The organism is Pseudomonas sp. SJZ131 (assembly GCF_007828705.1).
Taxonomy (GTDB): Bacteria; Pseudomonadota; Gammaproteobacteria; order Pseudomonadales; family Pseudomonadaceae; genus Aquipseudomonas; species Aquipseudomonas prosekii.
Genome location: NZ_VIVC01000003.1, coordinates 180,003 through 197,672 on the forward strand (window position 1 = coordinate 180,003; position 17,670 = coordinate 197,672).

The window sequence follows — 17,670 nt, forward strand, 5'->3', positions numbered from 1 at the left end:
AGATGGCATTTCGACAGGATGTTGGCGCCAATCATCTGCCGGGCGGGCATTAACAAAAACCCTCGCTACGCTTATAAAGAGCGCCCTCCAAGGCCCGGGCCAGAGCTTCTGGCACGGGCGTGCAGCCTGAATTTGTGGAAGCTTTGTCTATGATCGATCTCGCAACATGGAACCTCAGTGTTCCTGTCGGCAATCCGCCATACACCGTCGAAACGTCCAAACTGGTGAACGGCTTCAAGGACCAATACTTCCATTCCAATACCGGCACGCTGTTTTTCTGGTCACCGGTCACGGGCTCCAAAACCGAAAACGCCAAATACCCGCGCACCGAACTTCGCGAAACCTACAGCAACGGCACATTGCGTAACTGGCTTTATCCGGACGCCGACAACACTTTGCGCGCGACCCTGGCAGTCAATCAGGTGCCCAGCTCGGGCAAGATTGTGATCGGGCAGATCCACGCGTATGAAAGTCAGAAGCCGATGGTCAAGGTCGAGTACCAATACAAGACCAAAACCCAGACCGGCAACATCGTCGCCAAAGTGCGCATGCACCCGGATGACGGCGACGGTCGGGTGATTACCATCGCCACCGGGGTGAAGCTCGATCAGGAGTTTTCCTACCTGATTCATCTGAGCCCCGGCGGGCAACTGGGGATCAGCGCGGCGGGTTATCAGTGGGATTCGAACATCAGCGCAACCTGGCGCGTGAAGCCGCTGTACTTCAAGGCCGGCGTGTACGTGCAGGACAACACCGGTTACACCAGCGAGGGCGGCAAAGTGACCTTCAGCAAACTGGACATTGATCACGATAAGTAAGCCATCTGCCCAGTGGCGTGGGGGCTTGCCACCGTCGGGCTGCGCAGCGGCCCCCATCAATTCCATTACCGTCCGAAAATCTCGTAGGAAATTACCTTTTGTGGCGAGGGAGCTTGCTCCCGTTGGGCTGCGAAGCGGCCCCAAACCCTGCCACCGAATTCCTACAGCCAGACCTTAGTGCCCGGTTTTACGACGGCTGCGCCGCCGGACGGGGGCAAGCCCCCTCGCCACAGGGACGGTTTACAGTCGTAGGACTCGGTTGCTGTGGTTAAGGTCGGCGCCTATAGTCCGTCCCGTCGCCGGAGCAATCGGCGATAGGGTTTCGCAGCCCAACAGACAAAGTTGTAACCAAGCACCAAATGATCAACGATGGTCGCGTTAACGCCTATCGTCATTTCTATGGTGGCTGTGTGTGGGAGATCTTCGGGTCTGCCGGGTTTCCTTTGTCCTCGGTCTGCGAACCCACGCACAGCTACCACCTAACTCGTTTCGCAGCGAACGGCAGTAGCTCTTCTTTTAAGTACAAGGAAGATTACTTATGACAAAGAACAGCTCGCCCCAACGCTTCACTCCAATGTCCCAACTCGCCACGGACTACCCCGTCCTCGTCATCGACACCAACGCCCCGCTCCGCGAATTGCACAACTGCGTCAGCGAACGCCTCAACGCCGCCCTCAAATACCTCAACCTGATGGCCTGCACCAGCCTGCCCGATTACGCCGAACACGACATCAACACCGTCACCAACATCGCCCGCATCCTGCTCCAGGACGTGAACGACGTGTTTCGAGTGATTGAACAGCGTGGGTTTGATACGCCTGAAGTGAAGTAATCAAAAATCAGTCGCAAAAAAAACCCGCATAACTGCGGGTTTTCGACGGTAGTGACTAGAGCTTTGTCGGATCAACCTGGACCTTGGCAGGGCCTTTACTGTTGACCATCGCACCAAGCGGACTGGTGAGGGGCTTCGGTTCTTGAGGTTTTGTGTCTTCAGGCTTCGGTTGTTTGGTGCTCATGGTGCAATACCCTCTCAAATGAAACGACACCTTGGAGACAGGTACAAAATCCTGCAACTGTCATAGTTACCAGTTTTTATAAGTTATAAGGGGACAATTTATAAGGGGACAATTTTTTTTCCATCGAGATGGCAGACCGGGTAAATAAAGCAAACAGTGGTAAGAGGAAGAATTAAATAAACCTGCCCTTTTTCGGCATTTTCTCCGTCAAATCGTTTTAACAATAATAACGAAAAGTTCTTATAAACTGTCACAACTTACAGGTGACGGCGATCCAGACATTCGCAATTATTGAACACGCAAGAGTAAAAAAACAGATAAGCCCCTCCTCAACGTAGAATTAAAAGGAATTAATACCATGGCAGCATACATTGACAGCATTCAAGGTGGCGCGGACGAAATTACAGTGTCCGGCCGAGGCACTCCAAATCATCGGGTCTATCTGCATCATGCAGGTGGGGGTATTGCTCTCGGCAGTGGTCCCGTAGGAGCAGATGGGAATTACAAATTCACTACGAAGGAACCGGTTATAAAGCAGCAATTCCACTCCAAGACTTTTCCAGTTCAGGTCAGGGAATCATTGGACAATGTTAGCTATTCTGATTGGTGCCTGAACACCTCAGTTACCACTTGCTGAGCTGATCAAAAGACACTGCGGACAAAAATGGCGCAGAGCTAGTCGGCACCATTATTGAGCCAGAATAAAAAAACCCGCCTCTCGGCGGGTTTTTTATCAAAGCAGTTTAACGCCCAGGCTTAATTAACCTTTGCGTTCAACTCACCTTTCTAATACCGCTGATACATCGCTTCCAACGAGATCGGCTTGATCTTCGAAGCCATCTCAGCGTGAAGAAGGCATGCCAAAAATCATTTACTTGTTCACGACCGGCTTACGCCTTAGTCCAGATTGCACCGAGTCATGTAGCGCCATCATTCGTCCAGCATCCCATTCCGCCTGCATTGCCGAGAACAGCTCGCCATCAACTCGTTTCTGGTGGACAACGAGCGCCTGATCCATCGCCTCAGCAATACGCTCAATAATCAGTGATGGTTTTTCGACGGCGCAATGTTTGCGACCGAACTCGATTAGTTGCTGCCGGTCAGGGTAGGTTTTGACCTTGTTCATTTTGATAGCCAATGTGCGATCAACCAGTGAGCGGCCGGATTTGGGATTGTAGTTGTCGTACACGGTCGTGGTCGTGACGTCGAATACCGGGGCCAACTGCACCGTTTCCCGCGCATCAGGATGCGTGTAAATCACCCCAAAGTTTTTCAGATGAGCATCACCATTGCGAACCATGACGGACAGACAAACCGACGAAAACAGCCGCTCCAACTCGCGTAATGGATCGCCATGCTGGCAAACCTGGGCAACTACAGCCGCAAGCGTCTCGTAACTCTGGGAGTATTTGTAGTTGTCATGCGGGTCTTTATTCAGCCCTAGAAGTACGGCCATATCTTCAAATCCGAGTCGGCCGGATTCCGTCAGATCAAACCGCCCCATGACAAACAACTCACCACTTTCAGAAAGCCAGAAGGGCGGTGTTTCCAGTCCGGCCAAGCGAGCCGCCTCCAGACACAGGAACTCGTTCTGAGCCAAGTGTGCATATTCTTCAGCGCCGGATTTTACGATCAGGTCAGAGCTGAGCATGGTTTTACGAGTGCCAGTCAACTTATCCAGGTCAGGTACTAATACCTTGGGCTGCACGCCGGAAATGCCGGATTCGAAGTATGTATCGACGAGGAATTCGAAGACGCCTTGCGACGTGTCGGAAGACAGAATTTCTTTCAGCCCGACTTGAGCGCGGACGGCGACCGCAGCGTCGAGCGGATTGCGATAGGTAAGGCGCCCAATCTGGTTGCCACCAATCACTGAAAGCAGGCGCATTTCGTCCACCTGCATATGCTTGGCCATTCGGCGTTTGATCTGATCCGCCAGAAAACCTTCGGGAACGTTCATGTCGAATATTGGGTGCAGCACATGACTGACCGAAGGTGTCGGGTCATAGGGCATAACCAGCGAAACTTCCCTCGGCGCATCGGCGGTCGAATAAGCGAAAGAAAACTGCGAGCCTCTGGAAAGCACACCGCAATCACCCTGCGGCGTGATGATGTCGAGCTGCTTGACCCTACTCATCGTGCTCTACCAGATCGGCCAGGGATTTAAGATCGATGCGGTTATCGACAATTTCGAGCGCCATTCCCAACGCTGAGAGCACCCGGAACACCGTGTACATCGATACGTTTTCCCCAGCCTCCAGGTCGATAATCGTTTTGCGGCTGCATTTTGCCCGGTGTGCCACCTGTAGCTGGCTATAGCCTTTGCCGCGTCGTAACTCACGGAGACGGTCGGCGAAGACAGATGGGTTATACAGCAGCATAAATGTCACCTATAAAGAACTTTCTCTAAAATAATTTTGATTATGTTCACTATGAGTGACATTGCAACCGCCGTGTGTCGGAGCATTGCGAATCAAAAATCCGCCCCACAAAAAAACCCGCCTCTCGGCGGGTTTCTTCTCAACGCTGTTTAACGCTCAGGCTTAGTTAACCTTAGCGTTCAACTCACCTTTCAGATAACGCTGATACATCGCTTCCAACGAGATCGGTTTGATCTTCGAAGCATTACCGGCAGTACCAAACGCTTCATAACGAGCGATACACACATCACGCATCGCCGTCACAGTCGCGCCGAAGAACTTACGCGGATCGAACTCGCTCGGGTTGGTAGCCATCAGGCGACGCATTGCGCCGGTGGAGGCCAGGCGCAGGTCGGTGTCGATGTTGACTTTGCGCACGCCGTGCTTGATGCCTTCGACGATTTCTTCAACCGGTACGCCGTAGGTTTCTTTGATGTCGCCGCCGTACTGGTTGATGATCGCCAGCCAGTCTTGTGGCACGGAGGACGAGCCGTGCATTACAAGGTGGGTGTTCGGGATGCGCTTGTGGATTTCTTTGATGCGGTCGATGGCGAGCACGTCGCCGGTAGGTGGCTTGGTGAATTTGTAGGCGCCGTGGCTGGTGCCGATGGCGATGGCCAGGGCATCGACCTGGGTGCGTTTGACGAAGTCAGCGGCTTCTTCCGGGTCGGTGAGCATCTGGCTGTGATCGAGCACGCCTTCTGCGCCGATGCCGTCTTCTTCACCGGCCATGCCGGTTTCCAGCGAACCCAGGCAGCCCAGCTCGCCTTCTACCGAAACGCCGCAGGCGTGAGCCATGGCCACGGTTTGTTGGGTGACGCGGATGTTGTAGTCGTAGTCGGTCGGGGTCTTGCCGTCTTCGCCAAGGGAGCCATCCATCATTACCGAGCTGAAGCCCAATTGGATCGAGCGCTGGCAGACGTCAGGGCTGGTGCCGTGGTCTTGGTGCATGCACACCGGGATGTGCGGGAATTCTTCGATTGCCGCCAGGATCAGGTGACGCAGAAACGGCGCGCCGGCGTATTTGCGGGCGCCGGCCGAGGCCTGGACGATCACCGGGGAGTCAGTCTTGTCAGCGGCTTCCATGATGGCGCGCATCTGCTCAAGGTTGTTGACGTTGAAGGCTGGAACGCCGTAGCCGAATTCGGCTGCGTGGTCCAACATCTGGCGCATGCTGATAAGTGCCATTGTGTGTGTCTCTCCCGGTTTGGGTCGTTAATCGTGCCAGCCTGCCGTAGCGGCGGCGGCTATTCAAGTTATTGCAGATCGGGGGTGAGGCCGGTCCGCTCATTCGGTATTACCTAAATCTCTACGAGCCATCGATTACTTGTAGGAGCGAAGCTTGCTCGCGAAAGCGGTTTAACCGCCAACACATGTGTTGAATGTGCTGGCCTCTTCGCGAGCAAGCTTCGCTCCTACGGGTTTGGCGTAAGCCTTCGATTACTGCGCTTTACAACCGCGGCCAATCAAATCGTTGGTGGCGACCCAGTACACCAGGCCTTCCTCACCTTTTACGTGAAACGCCAGCATGTCGTTGCTGTACAGCGAACCTTCGGCGCCCGGTTCAAGCTTCAAGCGGTAGACCTGATCGGCCCCGCCGAGGCGCACGTCGACTTCCTTGCGACTGTCATCGGTGTAGCGCCAGAGCACTTTGGCCTCGCTGTCGCAGGTCCAGGTGGTCCAGTTGTCCGCAGGTGCCGACGCGTCGAACAGGTTGAACGTGGAGCAACCTGCCAGCAGTGCCAGCGCCATGATGGCGATAAAGCCTTTCATCCGTGTTCCTCGACCGACGGCGCACGCCGCCAGCCTTGAGTAATGAGTCAGACCCATCAAGGGCAGCCATGTTCCTTGGCCGGGGTCTGGGTCTCGTATTTGTCCAGGCCCTCGGGCCCGGAACGCTTGTTGAGCACCGGATTGGTTTCCGCTTGCCATTCGGCTTGATAACAGCCTTTTTCATCCGGCGCAGTCGGCGCGGGTTCCGGCGTGGCTTTGGGATTGCTCCCGCAAGCCGCCAGCAAAACCGCAACGATCAACAGCGCTACGTGCCTGACCATGTCAACACTCCTTTGCCTGGTCACAGGATTGGACTCAGGCCTTGGCCCGGCTTTCCAGAACTTCAACCGCCGGCAAAGCCTTGCCTTCGACGAACTCGAGGAACGCACCGCCGCCAGTGGAAATGTAGGAGATCTTGTCAGCAACGCCATATTTGTCGATCGCCGCCAAGGTGTCGCCGCCGCCCGCGATGGAGAACGCCGAGCTTTCTGCGATGGCTTCGGCCAGCACTTTGGTGCCGTTGCCGAACTGGTCGAATTCGAACACGCCGACCGGGCCGTTCCACAGAATGGTTTTCGACGACTTCAGCAGTTCGGCGAAATTCGCTGCGGTCTGCGGGCCGATGTCGAGAATCATGTCGTCTGCGGCCACATCGGCGATCAGCTTGACGGTGGCAGTGGCGCTTTCCGCGAATTCCTTGGCAACCACGACGTCGACCGGCAACGGCACGCTGACTTTGCCGGCGATTTCGCGCGCGGTGTCCAGCAGGTCTGGCTCGTACAGGGATTTGCCGACCGGGTGACCGGCCGCCGCGAGGAAGGTGTTGGCGATGCCGCCGCCGACGATCAACTGGTTGCAGATCTGGCTCAGGCTGTTCAGCACGTCGAGTTTGGTCGAGACCTTGGAGCCGGCAACGATGGCGGCCATCGGTTGCGCCGGGGCGCCGAGGGCTTTGCCCAGTGCGTCCAGTTCAGCGGCCAGCAACGGGCCAGCGGCAGCGACTTTGGCGAACTTGGCCACGCCGTGGGTCGAACCCTCGGCGCGGTGAGCGGTGCCGAAGGCGTCCATCACGAACACGTCGCACAGGGCGGCGTATTGCTGGGCCAGTTCGTCAGCGTTCTTTTTCTCACCTTTGTTGAAGCGCACGTTCTCGAACAAAACGATGTCGCCGGCCTTCACGTCAACGCCGTTCAGGTAATCGGCCACCAGCGGCACGTCGCGGCCCAGCGCCTTGCTCAGGTATTCAGCGACTGGCTTGAGGCTGTTCTCGGCCGAGAATTCGCCTTCGGTCGGACGCCCAAGGTGCGAGCAAACCATCACCGCCGCGCCTTTTTCCAGGGCCAGCTTGATGGTCGGCAGCGAGGCCAGGATTCGCGCATCGCTGGTGACAACACCGTCCTTTACCGGGACGTTGAGGTCTTCGCGGATCAGTACGCGCTTACCTTGCAGATCGAGGTCGGTCATCTTCAACACGGTCATGGGTCGCAATTCCTGAGTTACTGTTTTTGAGTGACAGAAAGTGGTGCAGCTCTGTGCAGATAGTGTTCCGCAACATCCAGCATTCGATTGGCAAACCCCCATTCGTTGTCGAACCAAGCCAGGATGTTCACCAGCCGTGGGCCGGAAACACGGGTCTGACTGGCATCGACGATGGCCGAGTGTGGGTCGTGATTGAAATCACAGCTTGCGTGCGGCAACTCGGTGTAGGCCAACAGGCCTTTGAGCGGGCCAGTAGTGGCGGCCTCGCGCAGGATCCGGTTGACCTCGGTGGCGTCGGTGTCGCTGACGGTTTGCATCGTGATGTCGAGGCACGACACGTTGACGGTCGGCACGCGTACGGCTTTGGCCTGAATTCGCCCGGCAAGTTCCGGCAGCAGCCGTTCGATGCCACGCGCCAGACCAGTGGACACCGGGATCACCGACTGGAACGCCGAACGGGTGCGGCGCAGGTCTTCGTGGTGATAAGCGTCGATGACCGGTTGATCGTTCATCGCCGAGTGAATGGTGGTGATCGACACGTATTCCAGACCAATGGCCTGATCCAGCAAGCGCAACAACGGCACGCCGCAGTTGGTGGTGCAGGACGCGTTGGACACCAGCAGTTCGTCGCCGGTCAGGCAATCCTGATTGACGCCGTAGACGATGGTGGCGTCGACATCCGCCTCGCTGGCCATCGGCTGGGAAAACAGCACACGCGGCGCGCCAGCGTCGAGAAAGCGCTGGCCATCGGCGCGCGTGTGGTAAGCGCCGGAGCATTCCAGCACCAGATCGACGCCCAGTGACGCCCAATCGATGCCTTCGGGGGTGGCACTGCGCAGGACCTTCACGCAGTCGCCATTAATATGCAGACAATCGTCTTCAACGCGCACTTCGCCGGGGAATCGCCCGTGAGTGGAGTCAAAGCGTGTCAGGTATTCGATGCTGGCCATGTCCGCCAGATCGTTGATCGCGACAATTTCAAACCCGGCTTTCTCGCCTCGCTCAAACAACGCACGCAAGACGCAACGACCAATCCGGCCGTAGCCGTTGAGTGCAACTTTGTAAGGACGCGGTTGAGGCATGGGGTTCTCGATTACCGTGGTGAATCCGTTGTTGCAGTGGTGGCAGGGCCGACGCCTTCGCGGGCAAGCCTCGCTCCTACAGGTTTTCGGTTGTCATGAAAAACAACACGATCCCTTGTAGGAGCGAGGCTTGCCCGCGAAGAGGCCAGCCCGGACAACGCATCCTTCAGACTTAGTCTTCCAGCAGCTCTTCAGCCTGACCCAGGATGTTTTCCAGGGTGAAGCCGAACTCTTCGAACAAGGCTGGCGCAGGCGCCGACTCGCCGTAGGTGGTCATGCCGATCACGCGACCTTCCAGGCCCACGTACTTGTACCAGTAGTCCGCGTGCGCGGCTTCGATGGCGATACGCGCGCTGACTTGCAACGGCAGGACGGCCTGCTTGTAACCGGCGTCCTGAGCATCGAACACGCTGGTGCAAGGCATGGAAACCACACGCACGTTGCGACCTTGCGCGGTCAGTTTGTCGTAAGCCTGAACCGCCAGGCCCACTTCCGAACCGGTGGAGATCAGGATCAGCTCAGGCTCGCCTGCGCAGTCCTTCAACACGTAACCGCCACGGGCGATGTCGGCGATCTGGCCGGCATCACGTTCCTGATGCTGCAGGTTCTGCCGCGAGAAGATCAGCGCCGAAGGGCCGTCCTTGCGTTCGATGGCGTACTTCCAGCACACCGCCGATTCAACGGCATCGGCTGGACGCCAGGTGTCGAGGTTTGGCGTGGTGCGCAGGCTGGTCAATTGCTCGACTGCCTGGTGCGTCGGGCCGTCTTCGCCCAGACCGATGGAGTCGTGGGTGTAGACGAACACCACGCGTTTCTTCATCAACGAGGCCATGCGGACGGCATTGCGCGCATATTCCATGAACATCAGGAAGGTTGCGCCGTAAGGCACCAGACCGCCGTGCAGGGACACGCCGTTCATGATCGCGCTCATGCCGAACTCGCGAACGCCGTAGTACATGTAGTTGCCGCTGGCGTCTTCAGCCGTTACGCCTTTGCAACCTTTCCACAAGGTCAGGTTGGAACCGGCGAGGTCAGCGGAGCCGCCCAGCAGTTCCGGCAACAGCGGGCCGTAGGCATTCAGTGCGTTCTGGCTGGCTTTACGGCTGGCGATGGTTTCGCCCTTGGCCGCGACTTCAGCGATATAAGCCGAGGCTTTTTCGGCGAAGTCCGCCGGCAGTTCGCCGCTCAGACGACGGATCAGTTCGTTGGCTTCGGTCGGGAATGCCGCGGAGTAGGCAGCGAAACGCTGGTCCCACTCGGCTTCGGCGGCGCGACCGGATTCCTTGGCGTCCCACTCGGCGTAGATGTCAGCCGGGATTTCGAACGGGCCGTGGTTCCAGTTCAGCGCGGCGCGGGTCAAGGTGATTTCCGCGTCACCCAGCGGGGCGCCGTGGCAGTCTTCTTTGCCCTGCTTGTTCGGCGAACCGAAACCGATGGTGGTCTTGCAGCAGATCAGCGTCGGCCGCTCGCTTTTGCGTGCAGTCTCGATGGCGGTCTTGATTTCTTCCGGGTCGTGACCGTCAACGTTGCGGATCACCTGCCAGTTGTAGGCTTCGAAACGCTTCGGCGTGTCGTCGGTGAACCAGCCTTCGACTTCGCCATCGATAGAGATGCCGTTGTCATCGTAGAAAGCGATCAGTTTGCCCAGGCCCAACGTACCGGCCAGCGAGCCGACTTCGTGGGAAATGCCCTCCATCATGCAGCCATCACCGAGGAACACGTAGGTGTGGTGATCAACGATGTTGTGGCCAGGACGGTTGAACTGCGCCGCCATGACTTTTTCCGCGAGGGCGAAACCCACGGCGTTCGCCAGGCCCTGACCCAGTGGACCGGTGGTGGTTTCAACGCCCGGCGTGTAGCCGAATTCCGGGTGGCCTGGGGTGCGGCTGTGCAGTTGGCGGAAGTTTTTCAGGTCATCGATCGACAGGTCATAGCCGGTCAGGTGCAGCAGCGAGTAGATCAGCATCGAGCCGTGGCCGTTGGACAGCACGAAGCGGTCACGGTCGGCGAACGATGGATTGCTCGGGTTGTGCTTCAGGTAGTCACGCCAAAGTACTTCGGCGATATCCGCCATACCCATAGGGGCACCGGGATGGCCGCTGTTGGCTTTTTGCACGGCATCCATGCTGAGGGCACGAATGGCGTTGGCACGCTCACGACGGCTTGGCATCGCTGATCTCCTGGGGATTGAATAAAACGAATCGGAAAAAAGGCGAGCATTTTCCCTCACCGGGCCGCCTCGGGGCAATGACAGATAGTCATCTGGAGACGTTTTTCCCATGGATAACGGCGGTTTCTGCAGGTGAAACCTTTCCGCTGTTGGTTTGTAGAGTGAGCACCTCGCCGAGAAGTGCCATCTATCGAGCAATATCAAAACTTTTTGATATTGCCCTTGCGGGGTTTTCTGACCGTCACTAGACTGCTGGCCTTATGAATTTACGCGCGCCCTCCATTCAACATGACGATTGCGATGAGCTGGCGGCCCTGTGCAAGGCCGGCGGCGATCCTCTGCGCCTGAATGTATTGCGCGCGTTGGCCAACGATTCGTTTGGCGTGCTGGAACTGGCGCAGATTTTCGGTATGGGTCAGTCGGGCATGAGTCATCACCTCAAGGTATTGGCCCAGGCCGATCTGGTGGCGACTCGCCGTGAAGGCAATGCGATTTTCTACCGTCGCGCCCTGCCCCACACCGACCTGCTGGGCGGCAAGCTGCACGCCGCGCTGCTCGAAGAAGTCGACAACCTGACCCTGCCGGCCGACGTGCAATCGCGCATCGCCCAGGTTCACGGACAACGGGCGGCGGCCAGCCAAGACTTTTTCTCGCGGGTCGCGGAGAAATTTCGCGCCCAGCAAGACTTGATCGCCGGCCTGCCGCAGTACCGCGAAAGCGTGGTGGCGCTGCTCGACAAGTTGAGTTTCAGCGAAAGCGCGACGGCCATCGAAGTCGGCCCCGGCGATGGCAGTTTTCTGCCGGAACTGGCGCGCCGCTTCACGCAAGTGACGGCGCTGGACAACAGCGCAGCGATGCTCGAACTGGCGCGCCAGGTGTGCGTGCGCGATGCGCTGACTAACGTCAGCCTGCAATTGGCCGATGCATTGAATGGCGTCGGCCTGACCGCCGATTGCGTTGTACTGAACATGGTGCTGCACCATTTCGCCGCGCCGGCCGAGGCACTCAAACACATGGCCGGCCTGCTGAAACCGGGCGGCAGCCTGTTAGTGACAGAGTTATGTAGCCACAACCAGAGTTGGGCCAGGGAGGCCTGCGGTGATCTGTGGTTGGGGTTTGAACAGGACGATTTGGCCCGTTGGGCCACCGCTGCGGGACTCGTTCCCGGGGAAAGTCTCTATGTAGGCTTACGTAATGGTTTCCAGATTCAGGTCCGCCATTTTCAGCGGCCGCCTGGCGACACTCACCATCGGTAAATTCAGGAAAAAATCGAGATGAGCGAATACTCCCTCTTCACCTCCGAGTCCGTGTCCGAAGGGCATCCGGATAAAATCGCCGACCAGATTTCCGATGCGGTGCTGGACGCCATCATTGCTGAAGACAAGTTCGCTCGCGTTGCGTGCGAAACCATGGTCAAGACCGGCGTAGCCATCATCGCAGGTGAAGTCACCACGTCGGCCTGGGTCGACCTGGAAGATATCGTCCGCAAGGTGATTCTCGATATCGGCTACGACAGCTCCGACGTCGGCTTCGACGGCGCAACCTGCGGCGTGATGAACATCATCGGCAAGCAGTCCCCTGACATCAATCAGGGTGTTGACCGTGCCAAACCTGAAGATCAGGGCGCCGGCGACCAGGGCCTGATGTTCGGCTACGCCAGCAACGAAACCGACGTGCTGATGCCTGCACCGATCACTTTCTCGCACCAACTGGTGCAGCGTCAGGCCGAAGCGCGTAAATCCGGCCTGCTGCCATGGCTGCGCCCGGACGCCAAGTCGCAAGTAACTTGCCGTTACGAAGGCGGCAAGGTTGTTGGCATCGACGCTGTTGTTCTGTCGACCCAGCACAACCCGGAAGTGTCGTACAAAGACCTGCGCGAAGGCGTGATGGAGTTGATCGTCAAGCACGTGTTGCCTGCCGAATTGCTGAGCAAAGACACCCAGTTCCACATCAACCCGACTGGCCAGTTCATCATCGGCGGCCCGGTGGGCGACTGCGGCCTGACCGGTCGCAAGATCATCGTCGACAGCTACGGCGGCATGGCCCGTCACGGCGGCGGCGCGTTCTCCGGCAAGGATCCATCGAAGGTTGACCGTTCTGCAGCCTACGCCGGTCGTTATGTCGCGAAGAACATCGTTGCGGCCGGCCTGGCCGAGCGTTGCGAGATTCAGGTTTCCTACGCGATTGGTGTGGCCCAGCCTACGTCGATCTCGTTGAACACCTTTGGCACCGGCAAAATCAGCGACGACAAAATCGTCAAACTGGTTCGCGAAGTGTTCGACCTGCGCCCATACGCGATCACCACCATGCTCGACCTGCTGCACCCGATGTACCAGGAAACCGCAGCCTACGGCCACTTCGGCCGCACGTCGCAAACCAAGACCGTGGGCGACGACACTTTCACCACGTTCACTTGGGAAAAAACCGACCGCGCCGACGACCTGCGTCTGGCGGCTGGCTTGTAAGACTTTTCCTGCTGCACCCAGCCCCGCACGGTTCGCGCCGTGCGGGGCTTTTTATTGGCTGGCGCTCGGGACCGAGTTGCTGCTTTCGCGGGCAAGCCTCGCTCCTACAGGGGCTTTGCGTTGTTTTGACTACCGCTATCCCCCCGTAGGAGCGAGGCTTGCCCGCGAAGGGGCCGTACGAAAATGCACCAATCCCAGGCACAACAAAGTCCCCCCCTGTAGGAGCAAGGCTTGCCCGCGATGGCGTCATCCGCATCACCCCGCCACATCCTGCAAAACAACCCGCCCTCGCACTTCCTAAAACTGACCTAGCCTTCCAGCATCTACCCGAGCAAGGATGCTCTCGATGCTGCGCTACCTGCTGTTGGCTTTTCTCCTGACCTCACTCACCGTCAACGCGGACACCTGCCCCGACTGGACGCCCGCCCGCGCAACCGTCGAAATCAACGCCGCGCAAAAACAGATCGACCAGTGGGACGACAGTTACCACCGCAACGGCCGCTCGCTGATCGCCGACGAACTCTACGACCAGTCCCGCGCCCGCCTCACGCAATGGCGCCAATGCTTCAACCTCGTCTCCGCCGACCAACCATTGCAAACCGCCGCTGGCAAAGTCGCCCACCCGATCACTCACACCGGCCTGCAAAAACTCCACGATCAACGCGCCGTCGAAGATTGGCTGCGCGGCCGCAAGCAGGTGTGGATTCAACCCAAAGTCGATGGCGTCGCGGTGTCGCTGATCTACCGCAACGGCCTGCTGCATCAAGCGATCAGTCGTGGTGACGGCGTCAACGGCCAGGACTGGACCGCCTCCGCGCGGCAGATCGGCGCGATTCCCCAACGCCTGCCGCAGTCGCAAGATTTGCTGGTGCAAGGCGAGCTCTATTGGCGCCTCACCGATCACGTGCAAGCGCAGGCCGGCAGCCTCAATGCACGCTCCACCGTTGCCGGCCTGATGGCGCGCAAAGTGCTGAGTGCCGAGCAGGCCGGCGGCATTGGCTTGTTTGTCTGGGACTGGCCGCAAGGCCCGGCGAATTTGCCGGAACGGGTGGCGGCATTGGCGCACTTGGGTTTCCCGATCACCGCGCTGTACAGCCAACCGATCGACTCAATCGCCGATGCGCAGCGCTGGCGCGAGCATTGGTATCGCGCGCCGCTGCCCTTCGCCAGTGACGGCGTGGTCCTGCGCCAGGATCAACGGCCCGTCGCCGAACGCTGGCAGGCGCGGCCACCGTATTGGAGCGTGGCGTGGAAATATCCGTTCGCCCAAGCGTTGGCCGAGGTGCGCAAAGTCAACTTCAAGATCGGCCGCACCGGGCGGATCACGCCGGTGCTGGAACTGGTGCCGGTGAAGCTCGATGACCGGCAGATCAAGCGGGTGAGCGTCAGCTCGTTGCAGCGCTGGGAGCAGATGGACATTCGCCCCGGTGATCAGGTCGCCATCAGCCTCGCGGGGTTGACCATTCCCCGACTCGACGAAGTGGTGCTGCGCAGCGCCGAACGCATCGCAGTCAACGCGCCGCTGGCGGCGGACTTTCATCACTTGAGCTGCTGGCAGCCAACGCCGGGTTGCGAGAGCCAATTTCTCGCGCGCCTGACTTGGCTCAGCGGCAAAAAAGGCCTGGCCCTGCCGCATGTCGGGCCGGGCACCTGGGAGAAACTTTTCGAAACAGGCCGCCTGAATGGCCTTCTGGATTGGTTGACACTCAATGCGCAAGAGCTTGCTAACATTAACGGCTTCGGCGAGCGCAGCAGCGCTCGTCTTCTAAGCAGTTTCGACAGTGCCCGCCAGCGCCCGTTTGCAAGCTGGCTCAAAGCACTGGGATTACCCCCGACGGGCCAGGCCGTCCTCGCCGATTCATGGCAGGCGCTGGCGCAACGAAGCAACGAACAATGGCAGGCCGAAGCCGGCATTGGCCCGGGACGCGCAGCGCAGTTGAGCGCATTTTTCCGCGACCCGCAGGTGCTGGCCTTGAGTGAAACGTTACGCATGGCGGGGATTGACGGTTTCCAGTGACCAACAATGCCCGGCGGCCCGGGAACCCAATGCTGACGCTGCGCTCAAACAGCCCATTGCCACATCGACTCGATCATTTTTTTTGCATGGAGCTTTTATGAAATTTTTCACACCGCTCGCCCTGCTGACCCTATGCGGCGTGATGGCCGCGCCAGTGATGGCGGCAGAAGACGCCCCCGGCCTGTCCGGCTGCGCAGCCAAGAAACAAGGCATCGTCAACCAGATCGAATTGGCCAAGAGCCATGGCAATGCCGATCAGCAAGCAGGCCTGGAAACCGCCCTGCGCGAAGTCACCGAACACTGCACCGACGCTTCGCTGAAAAAGGAACGCGAAAACAAGGTGCTTGAAGCCAAGCATGAAGTCAGCAAACGCCAGGCCGACCTCGACAAAGCCATGAGCAAGGGCGACGCCGAGAAGATCAACAAACGCAAAGACAAACTTGCCGAATCCCGCAAGGAATTGCAGGAAGCGCTGGATGAGTTGGATAAATAGGAAAAGCTGAAACCTGTGTTGATCTTCTGGCAGCCATCGCGAGCAAGCTCGCTCCCACAGTTGATCGTATTCCCCTGTGGGAGCGAGCTTGCTCGCGATGACGTCAGCCAGAACGCTGCAAATCAATGATCCCGAAACTGTTTATGGCACGCACTGCAGGCATCTTCGACTTTCTGCACCGCCGGCCCAAGGTTGCTCGCCTTGTACGGCTGAACCTTGCTGGCCACCACCAATTCACCGGTGGCGGTTTCGAGGTTGCGGGCCATTTCCTGAAAGCGTGCCTGTTGCTGCCAGACATCGTCCTTGGCGCTGGTGTGATCTTCTTCGCGCACCTGTGGGAAATGTTTCCACGGCTCGTGAGACAACGCATCAAGCTTCACCGCACCTTCGGCAAATTTCGGCCCGTCGAACGGAATGCGTCCACGCAACATGCCACCCAGATCTTCGCCGGTCTTGAGCATTTGCTTGAAGATCGCCTTGCGCTGACCCAACGGAGAATTGGGGTCGACACCCCCGCAAGCGGACAACGTCAGGCAGGCCAGCAATACAACGGAAAGTCTTTTAAGAGTCATGGTGGCTTCAGGTCACGGGAAACGGCGGCCAGTATCCTCGCGTCATCGGCAAACACCAATAGCCCTATTATCAATAAGGGTTGTTTGAGCGCATGGAGCACTCAAACGACCGTCAAAGGAATCACTCCATGAACAGCCGTTTCAAGGCTTGGCGTCCGCGCCTGAGCTGGACCCTTCCGGTCGTAGCCGTGCTCGCAGGCTGCACCGGCGGCGAAAACAACGCGCCGAAAACCCATGCTTTGGCGACTTACACCAGCGCCACGTGGGAAGCATTACCGGCTGTGTCCGATGCTGATCTGGTGGCCGGTTTCGGTTCCTGGCGCAGCGCCTGCACCCGCCTCAAGGCTGACCCGATCTGGGGCCAGACCTGCGCCGCGTCCGCCAATGTGCCGGCCAGCGCCGATGCCATCCGTGGTTTCCTCAAGCAGAACCTCGACGTCTATGGCCTGCGCGCCGCCAACGACAACCCGAATGGCCTGATCACCGGTTACTACGAACCGGTCTACCCCGGCAGCCTGACGCAAACCGAAGTGGCAAACATTCCGGTGTACGGCGTGCCGGAAGACATGATCGTCGTATCACTCGACAGCATTTACCCGGAGCTCAAGGGCAAACGCCTGCGCGGACGCCTCGAAGGGCGGGTGCTCAAGCCGTATGACGACGCCGCCACCATCGAGAACAACGGCGTCAAGGCGCCGGTGGTTGCCTGGCTGACCGATCCGATGAACCTGCAATTCCTGCAGATCCAAGGCTCGGGACGCATCCAGCTCGACAGCGGTCGCCAGTTGCGCATCGCCTATGCCGACCAAAACGGCCACCCCTATCGGCCGATTGGTCGCTGGTTGGTCGAACAGGGTGAGCTGAAGAAAGAAGAAGTGACCATGGGCGCCATCAGCGCGTGGGCCAAGGCCAATCCGGAGCGAATTCCGCAACTGCTGGCGAGCAACCCCAGCTATGTGTTCTTCACGCAAAACCCGGACAGCAACGAAGGGCCACGCGGCTCGCTCAACGTGCCACTGACGGCCGGTTACAGCGCGGCGGTGGATCGCAAGGTGATTCCGCTGGGCAGCCTGTTGTGGTTATCGACGACCAAACCGGATGGCAGCGCACTGGTGCGTCCGGTCGCGGCGCAGGACACCGGCGGCGCAATTGCCGGCGAAGTCCGGGCCGATTTGTTCTGGGGCACCGGCGAAGCAGCCGGGCAACTGGCTGGCGACATGAAGCAGCAAGGGCAGATTTGGATGTTGTGGCCAAAAGGTGCAGCGCTGCCACAAGTGCCGCAGGTGGCGGATGCGGTGAAGCCTTGAATCATCTGTTGTCGGTGAGATAGCTATCGCGAGCAGGCTCACTCCTACAGGGAATGCA

The 17,670-nt window shown here is 58.6% G+C and carries 16 protein-coding genes; 7 read left to right on the forward strand and 9 right to left on the reverse strand.

Going from position 1 to position 17,670, the window contains the following annotated elements:
• Nucleotides 1-149: 149 nt before the first annotated feature.
• Entirely contained in the window at nucleotides 150-818 is a 669-nt protein-coding gene (locus FBY12_RS14965; RefSeq protein ID WP_121732412.1) for a polysaccharide lyase family 7 protein, read from the forward strand.
• Between the two features lie 538 nt (nucleotides 819-1,356).
• On the forward strand, nucleotides 1,357-1,650 hold the full coding sequence (locus FBY12_RS14975) for a fructose-bisphosphate aldolase (protein WP_145253532.1): 294 nt from the start codon (nucleotides 1,357-1,359) through the stop codon (nucleotides 1,648-1,650).
• A 1,055-nt stretch (nucleotides 1,651-2,705) separates the two neighbouring features.
• Here the strand turns inward: FBY12_RS14975 and FBY12_RS14980 are convergent.
• The 8 genes from FBY12_RS14980 to tkt all read right to left on the reverse strand — a co-directional run bounded on the left by FBY12_RS14980 (nucleotide 2,706) and on the right by tkt (nucleotide 10,758).
• The gene (locus FBY12_RS14980; RefSeq protein ID WP_145253535.1) at nucleotides 2,706-3,971 is read right to left on the reverse strand and encodes a type II toxin-antitoxin system HipA family toxin; all 1,266 of its coding nucleotides are present in this window, start codon (nucleotides 3,969-3,971) and stop codon (nucleotides 2,706-2,708) included.
• On the reverse strand, nucleotides 3,964-4,215 hold the full coding sequence (locus FBY12_RS14985) for a helix-turn-helix transcriptional regulator (RefSeq protein ID WP_145253538.1): 252 nt from the start codon (nucleotides 4,213-4,215) through the stop codon (nucleotides 3,964-3,966). Before FBY12_RS14985 ends, FBY12_RS14980 begins: the two co-directional genes overlap by 8 nt.
• A gap of 162 nt (nucleotides 4,216-4,377) precedes the next feature.
• Nucleotides 4,378-5,442 carry a class II fructose-bisphosphate aldolase gene (fba, locus tag FBY12_RS14990; protein ID WP_054044249.1) on the reverse strand — a complete coding sequence of 355 codons (1,065 nt, stop codon included), beginning with the start codon at nucleotides 5,440-5,442 and terminating at the stop codon, nucleotides 4,378-4,380.
• Between the two features lie 252 nt (nucleotides 5,443-5,694).
• Nucleotides 5,695-6,027, reverse strand: coding sequence for an MliC family protein (locus tag FBY12_RS14995; RefSeq protein WP_145253541.1), 333 nt, complete (start codon nucleotides 6,025-6,027; stop codon nucleotides 5,695-5,697).
• Nucleotides 6,028-6,083: 56 nt separating this feature from the next.
• On the reverse strand, nucleotides 6,084-6,308 hold the full coding sequence (locus tag FBY12_RS15000) for a hypothetical protein (RefSeq protein ID WP_121733149.1): 225 nt from the start codon (nucleotides 6,306-6,308) through the stop codon (nucleotides 6,084-6,086).
• A gap of 34 nt (nucleotides 6,309-6,342) precedes the next feature.
• A complete protein-coding gene (locus FBY12_RS15005) occupies nucleotides 6,343-7,506 on the reverse strand; it encodes a phosphoglycerate kinase (protein ID WP_145253544.1) in 1,164 nt (387 codons plus the stop codon).
• 17 nt (nucleotides 7,507-7,523) lie between these two features.
• Complete coding sequence (epd, locus tag FBY12_RS15010) at nucleotides 7,524-8,588, reverse strand: erythrose-4-phosphate dehydrogenase (protein ID WP_145253548.1); 1,065 nt, start codon at nucleotides 8,586-8,588, stop codon at nucleotides 7,524-7,526.
• Between the two features lie 172 nt (nucleotides 8,589-8,760).
• The gene (gene tkt / locus FBY12_RS15015; protein WP_109502874.1) at nucleotides 8,761-10,758 is read right to left on the reverse strand and encodes a transketolase; all 1,998 of its coding nucleotides are present in this window, start codon (nucleotides 10,756-10,758) and stop codon (nucleotides 8,761-8,763) included.
• Between the two features lie 260 nt (nucleotides 10,759-11,018).
• Here tkt and FBY12_RS15020 point away from each other — a divergent pair, with 260 nt between their 5' ends.
• From FBY12_RS15020 to FBY12_RS15035, 4 genes are all read left to right on the forward strand, one after another.
• Nucleotides 11,019-12,014 carry a metalloregulator ArsR/SmtB family transcription factor gene (locus tag FBY12_RS15020; protein ID WP_145253552.1) on the forward strand — a complete coding sequence of 332 codons (996 nt, stop codon included), beginning with the start codon at nucleotides 11,019-11,021 and terminating at the stop codon, nucleotides 12,012-12,014.
• A gap of 18 nt (nucleotides 12,015-12,032) precedes the next feature.
• Complete coding sequence (gene metK / locus FBY12_RS15025) at nucleotides 12,033-13,223, forward strand: methionine adenosyltransferase (protein ID WP_145253555.1); 1,191 nt, start codon at nucleotides 12,033-12,035, stop codon at nucleotides 13,221-13,223.
• A 337-nt stretch (nucleotides 13,224-13,560) separates the two neighbouring features.
• Nucleotides 13,561-15,240 (forward strand): NAD-dependent DNA ligase LigB, encoded by a 1,680-nt coding sequence (gene ligB / locus FBY12_RS15030; protein ID WP_145253558.1) that lies wholly within the window; start codon nucleotides 13,561-13,563, stop codon nucleotides 15,238-15,240.
• A gap of 97 nt (nucleotides 15,241-15,337) precedes the next feature.
• On the forward strand, nucleotides 15,338-15,733 hold the full coding sequence (locus FBY12_RS15035) for a DUF1090 domain-containing protein (protein ID WP_145253561.1): 396 nt from the start codon (nucleotides 15,338-15,340) through the stop codon (nucleotides 15,731-15,733).
• Nucleotides 15,734-15,855: 122 nt separating this feature from the next.
• On the opposite strand, the gene FBY12_RS15040 is transcribed toward FBY12_RS15035, so the two are convergent.
• Entirely contained in the window at nucleotides 15,856-16,305 is a 450-nt protein-coding gene (locus FBY12_RS15040; RefSeq protein ID WP_092276930.1) for a cytochrome c, read from the reverse strand.
• 128 nt (nucleotides 16,306-16,433) lie between these two features.
• On the opposite strand from FBY12_RS15040, the gene FBY12_RS15045 reads away from it, so the two are divergent.
• Nucleotides 16,434-17,612 (forward strand): murein transglycosylase A, encoded by a 1,179-nt coding sequence (locus FBY12_RS15045; protein ID WP_145253565.1) that lies wholly within the window; start codon nucleotides 16,434-16,436, stop codon nucleotides 17,610-17,612.
• Nucleotides 17,613-17,670 lie beyond the last annotated feature (58 nt).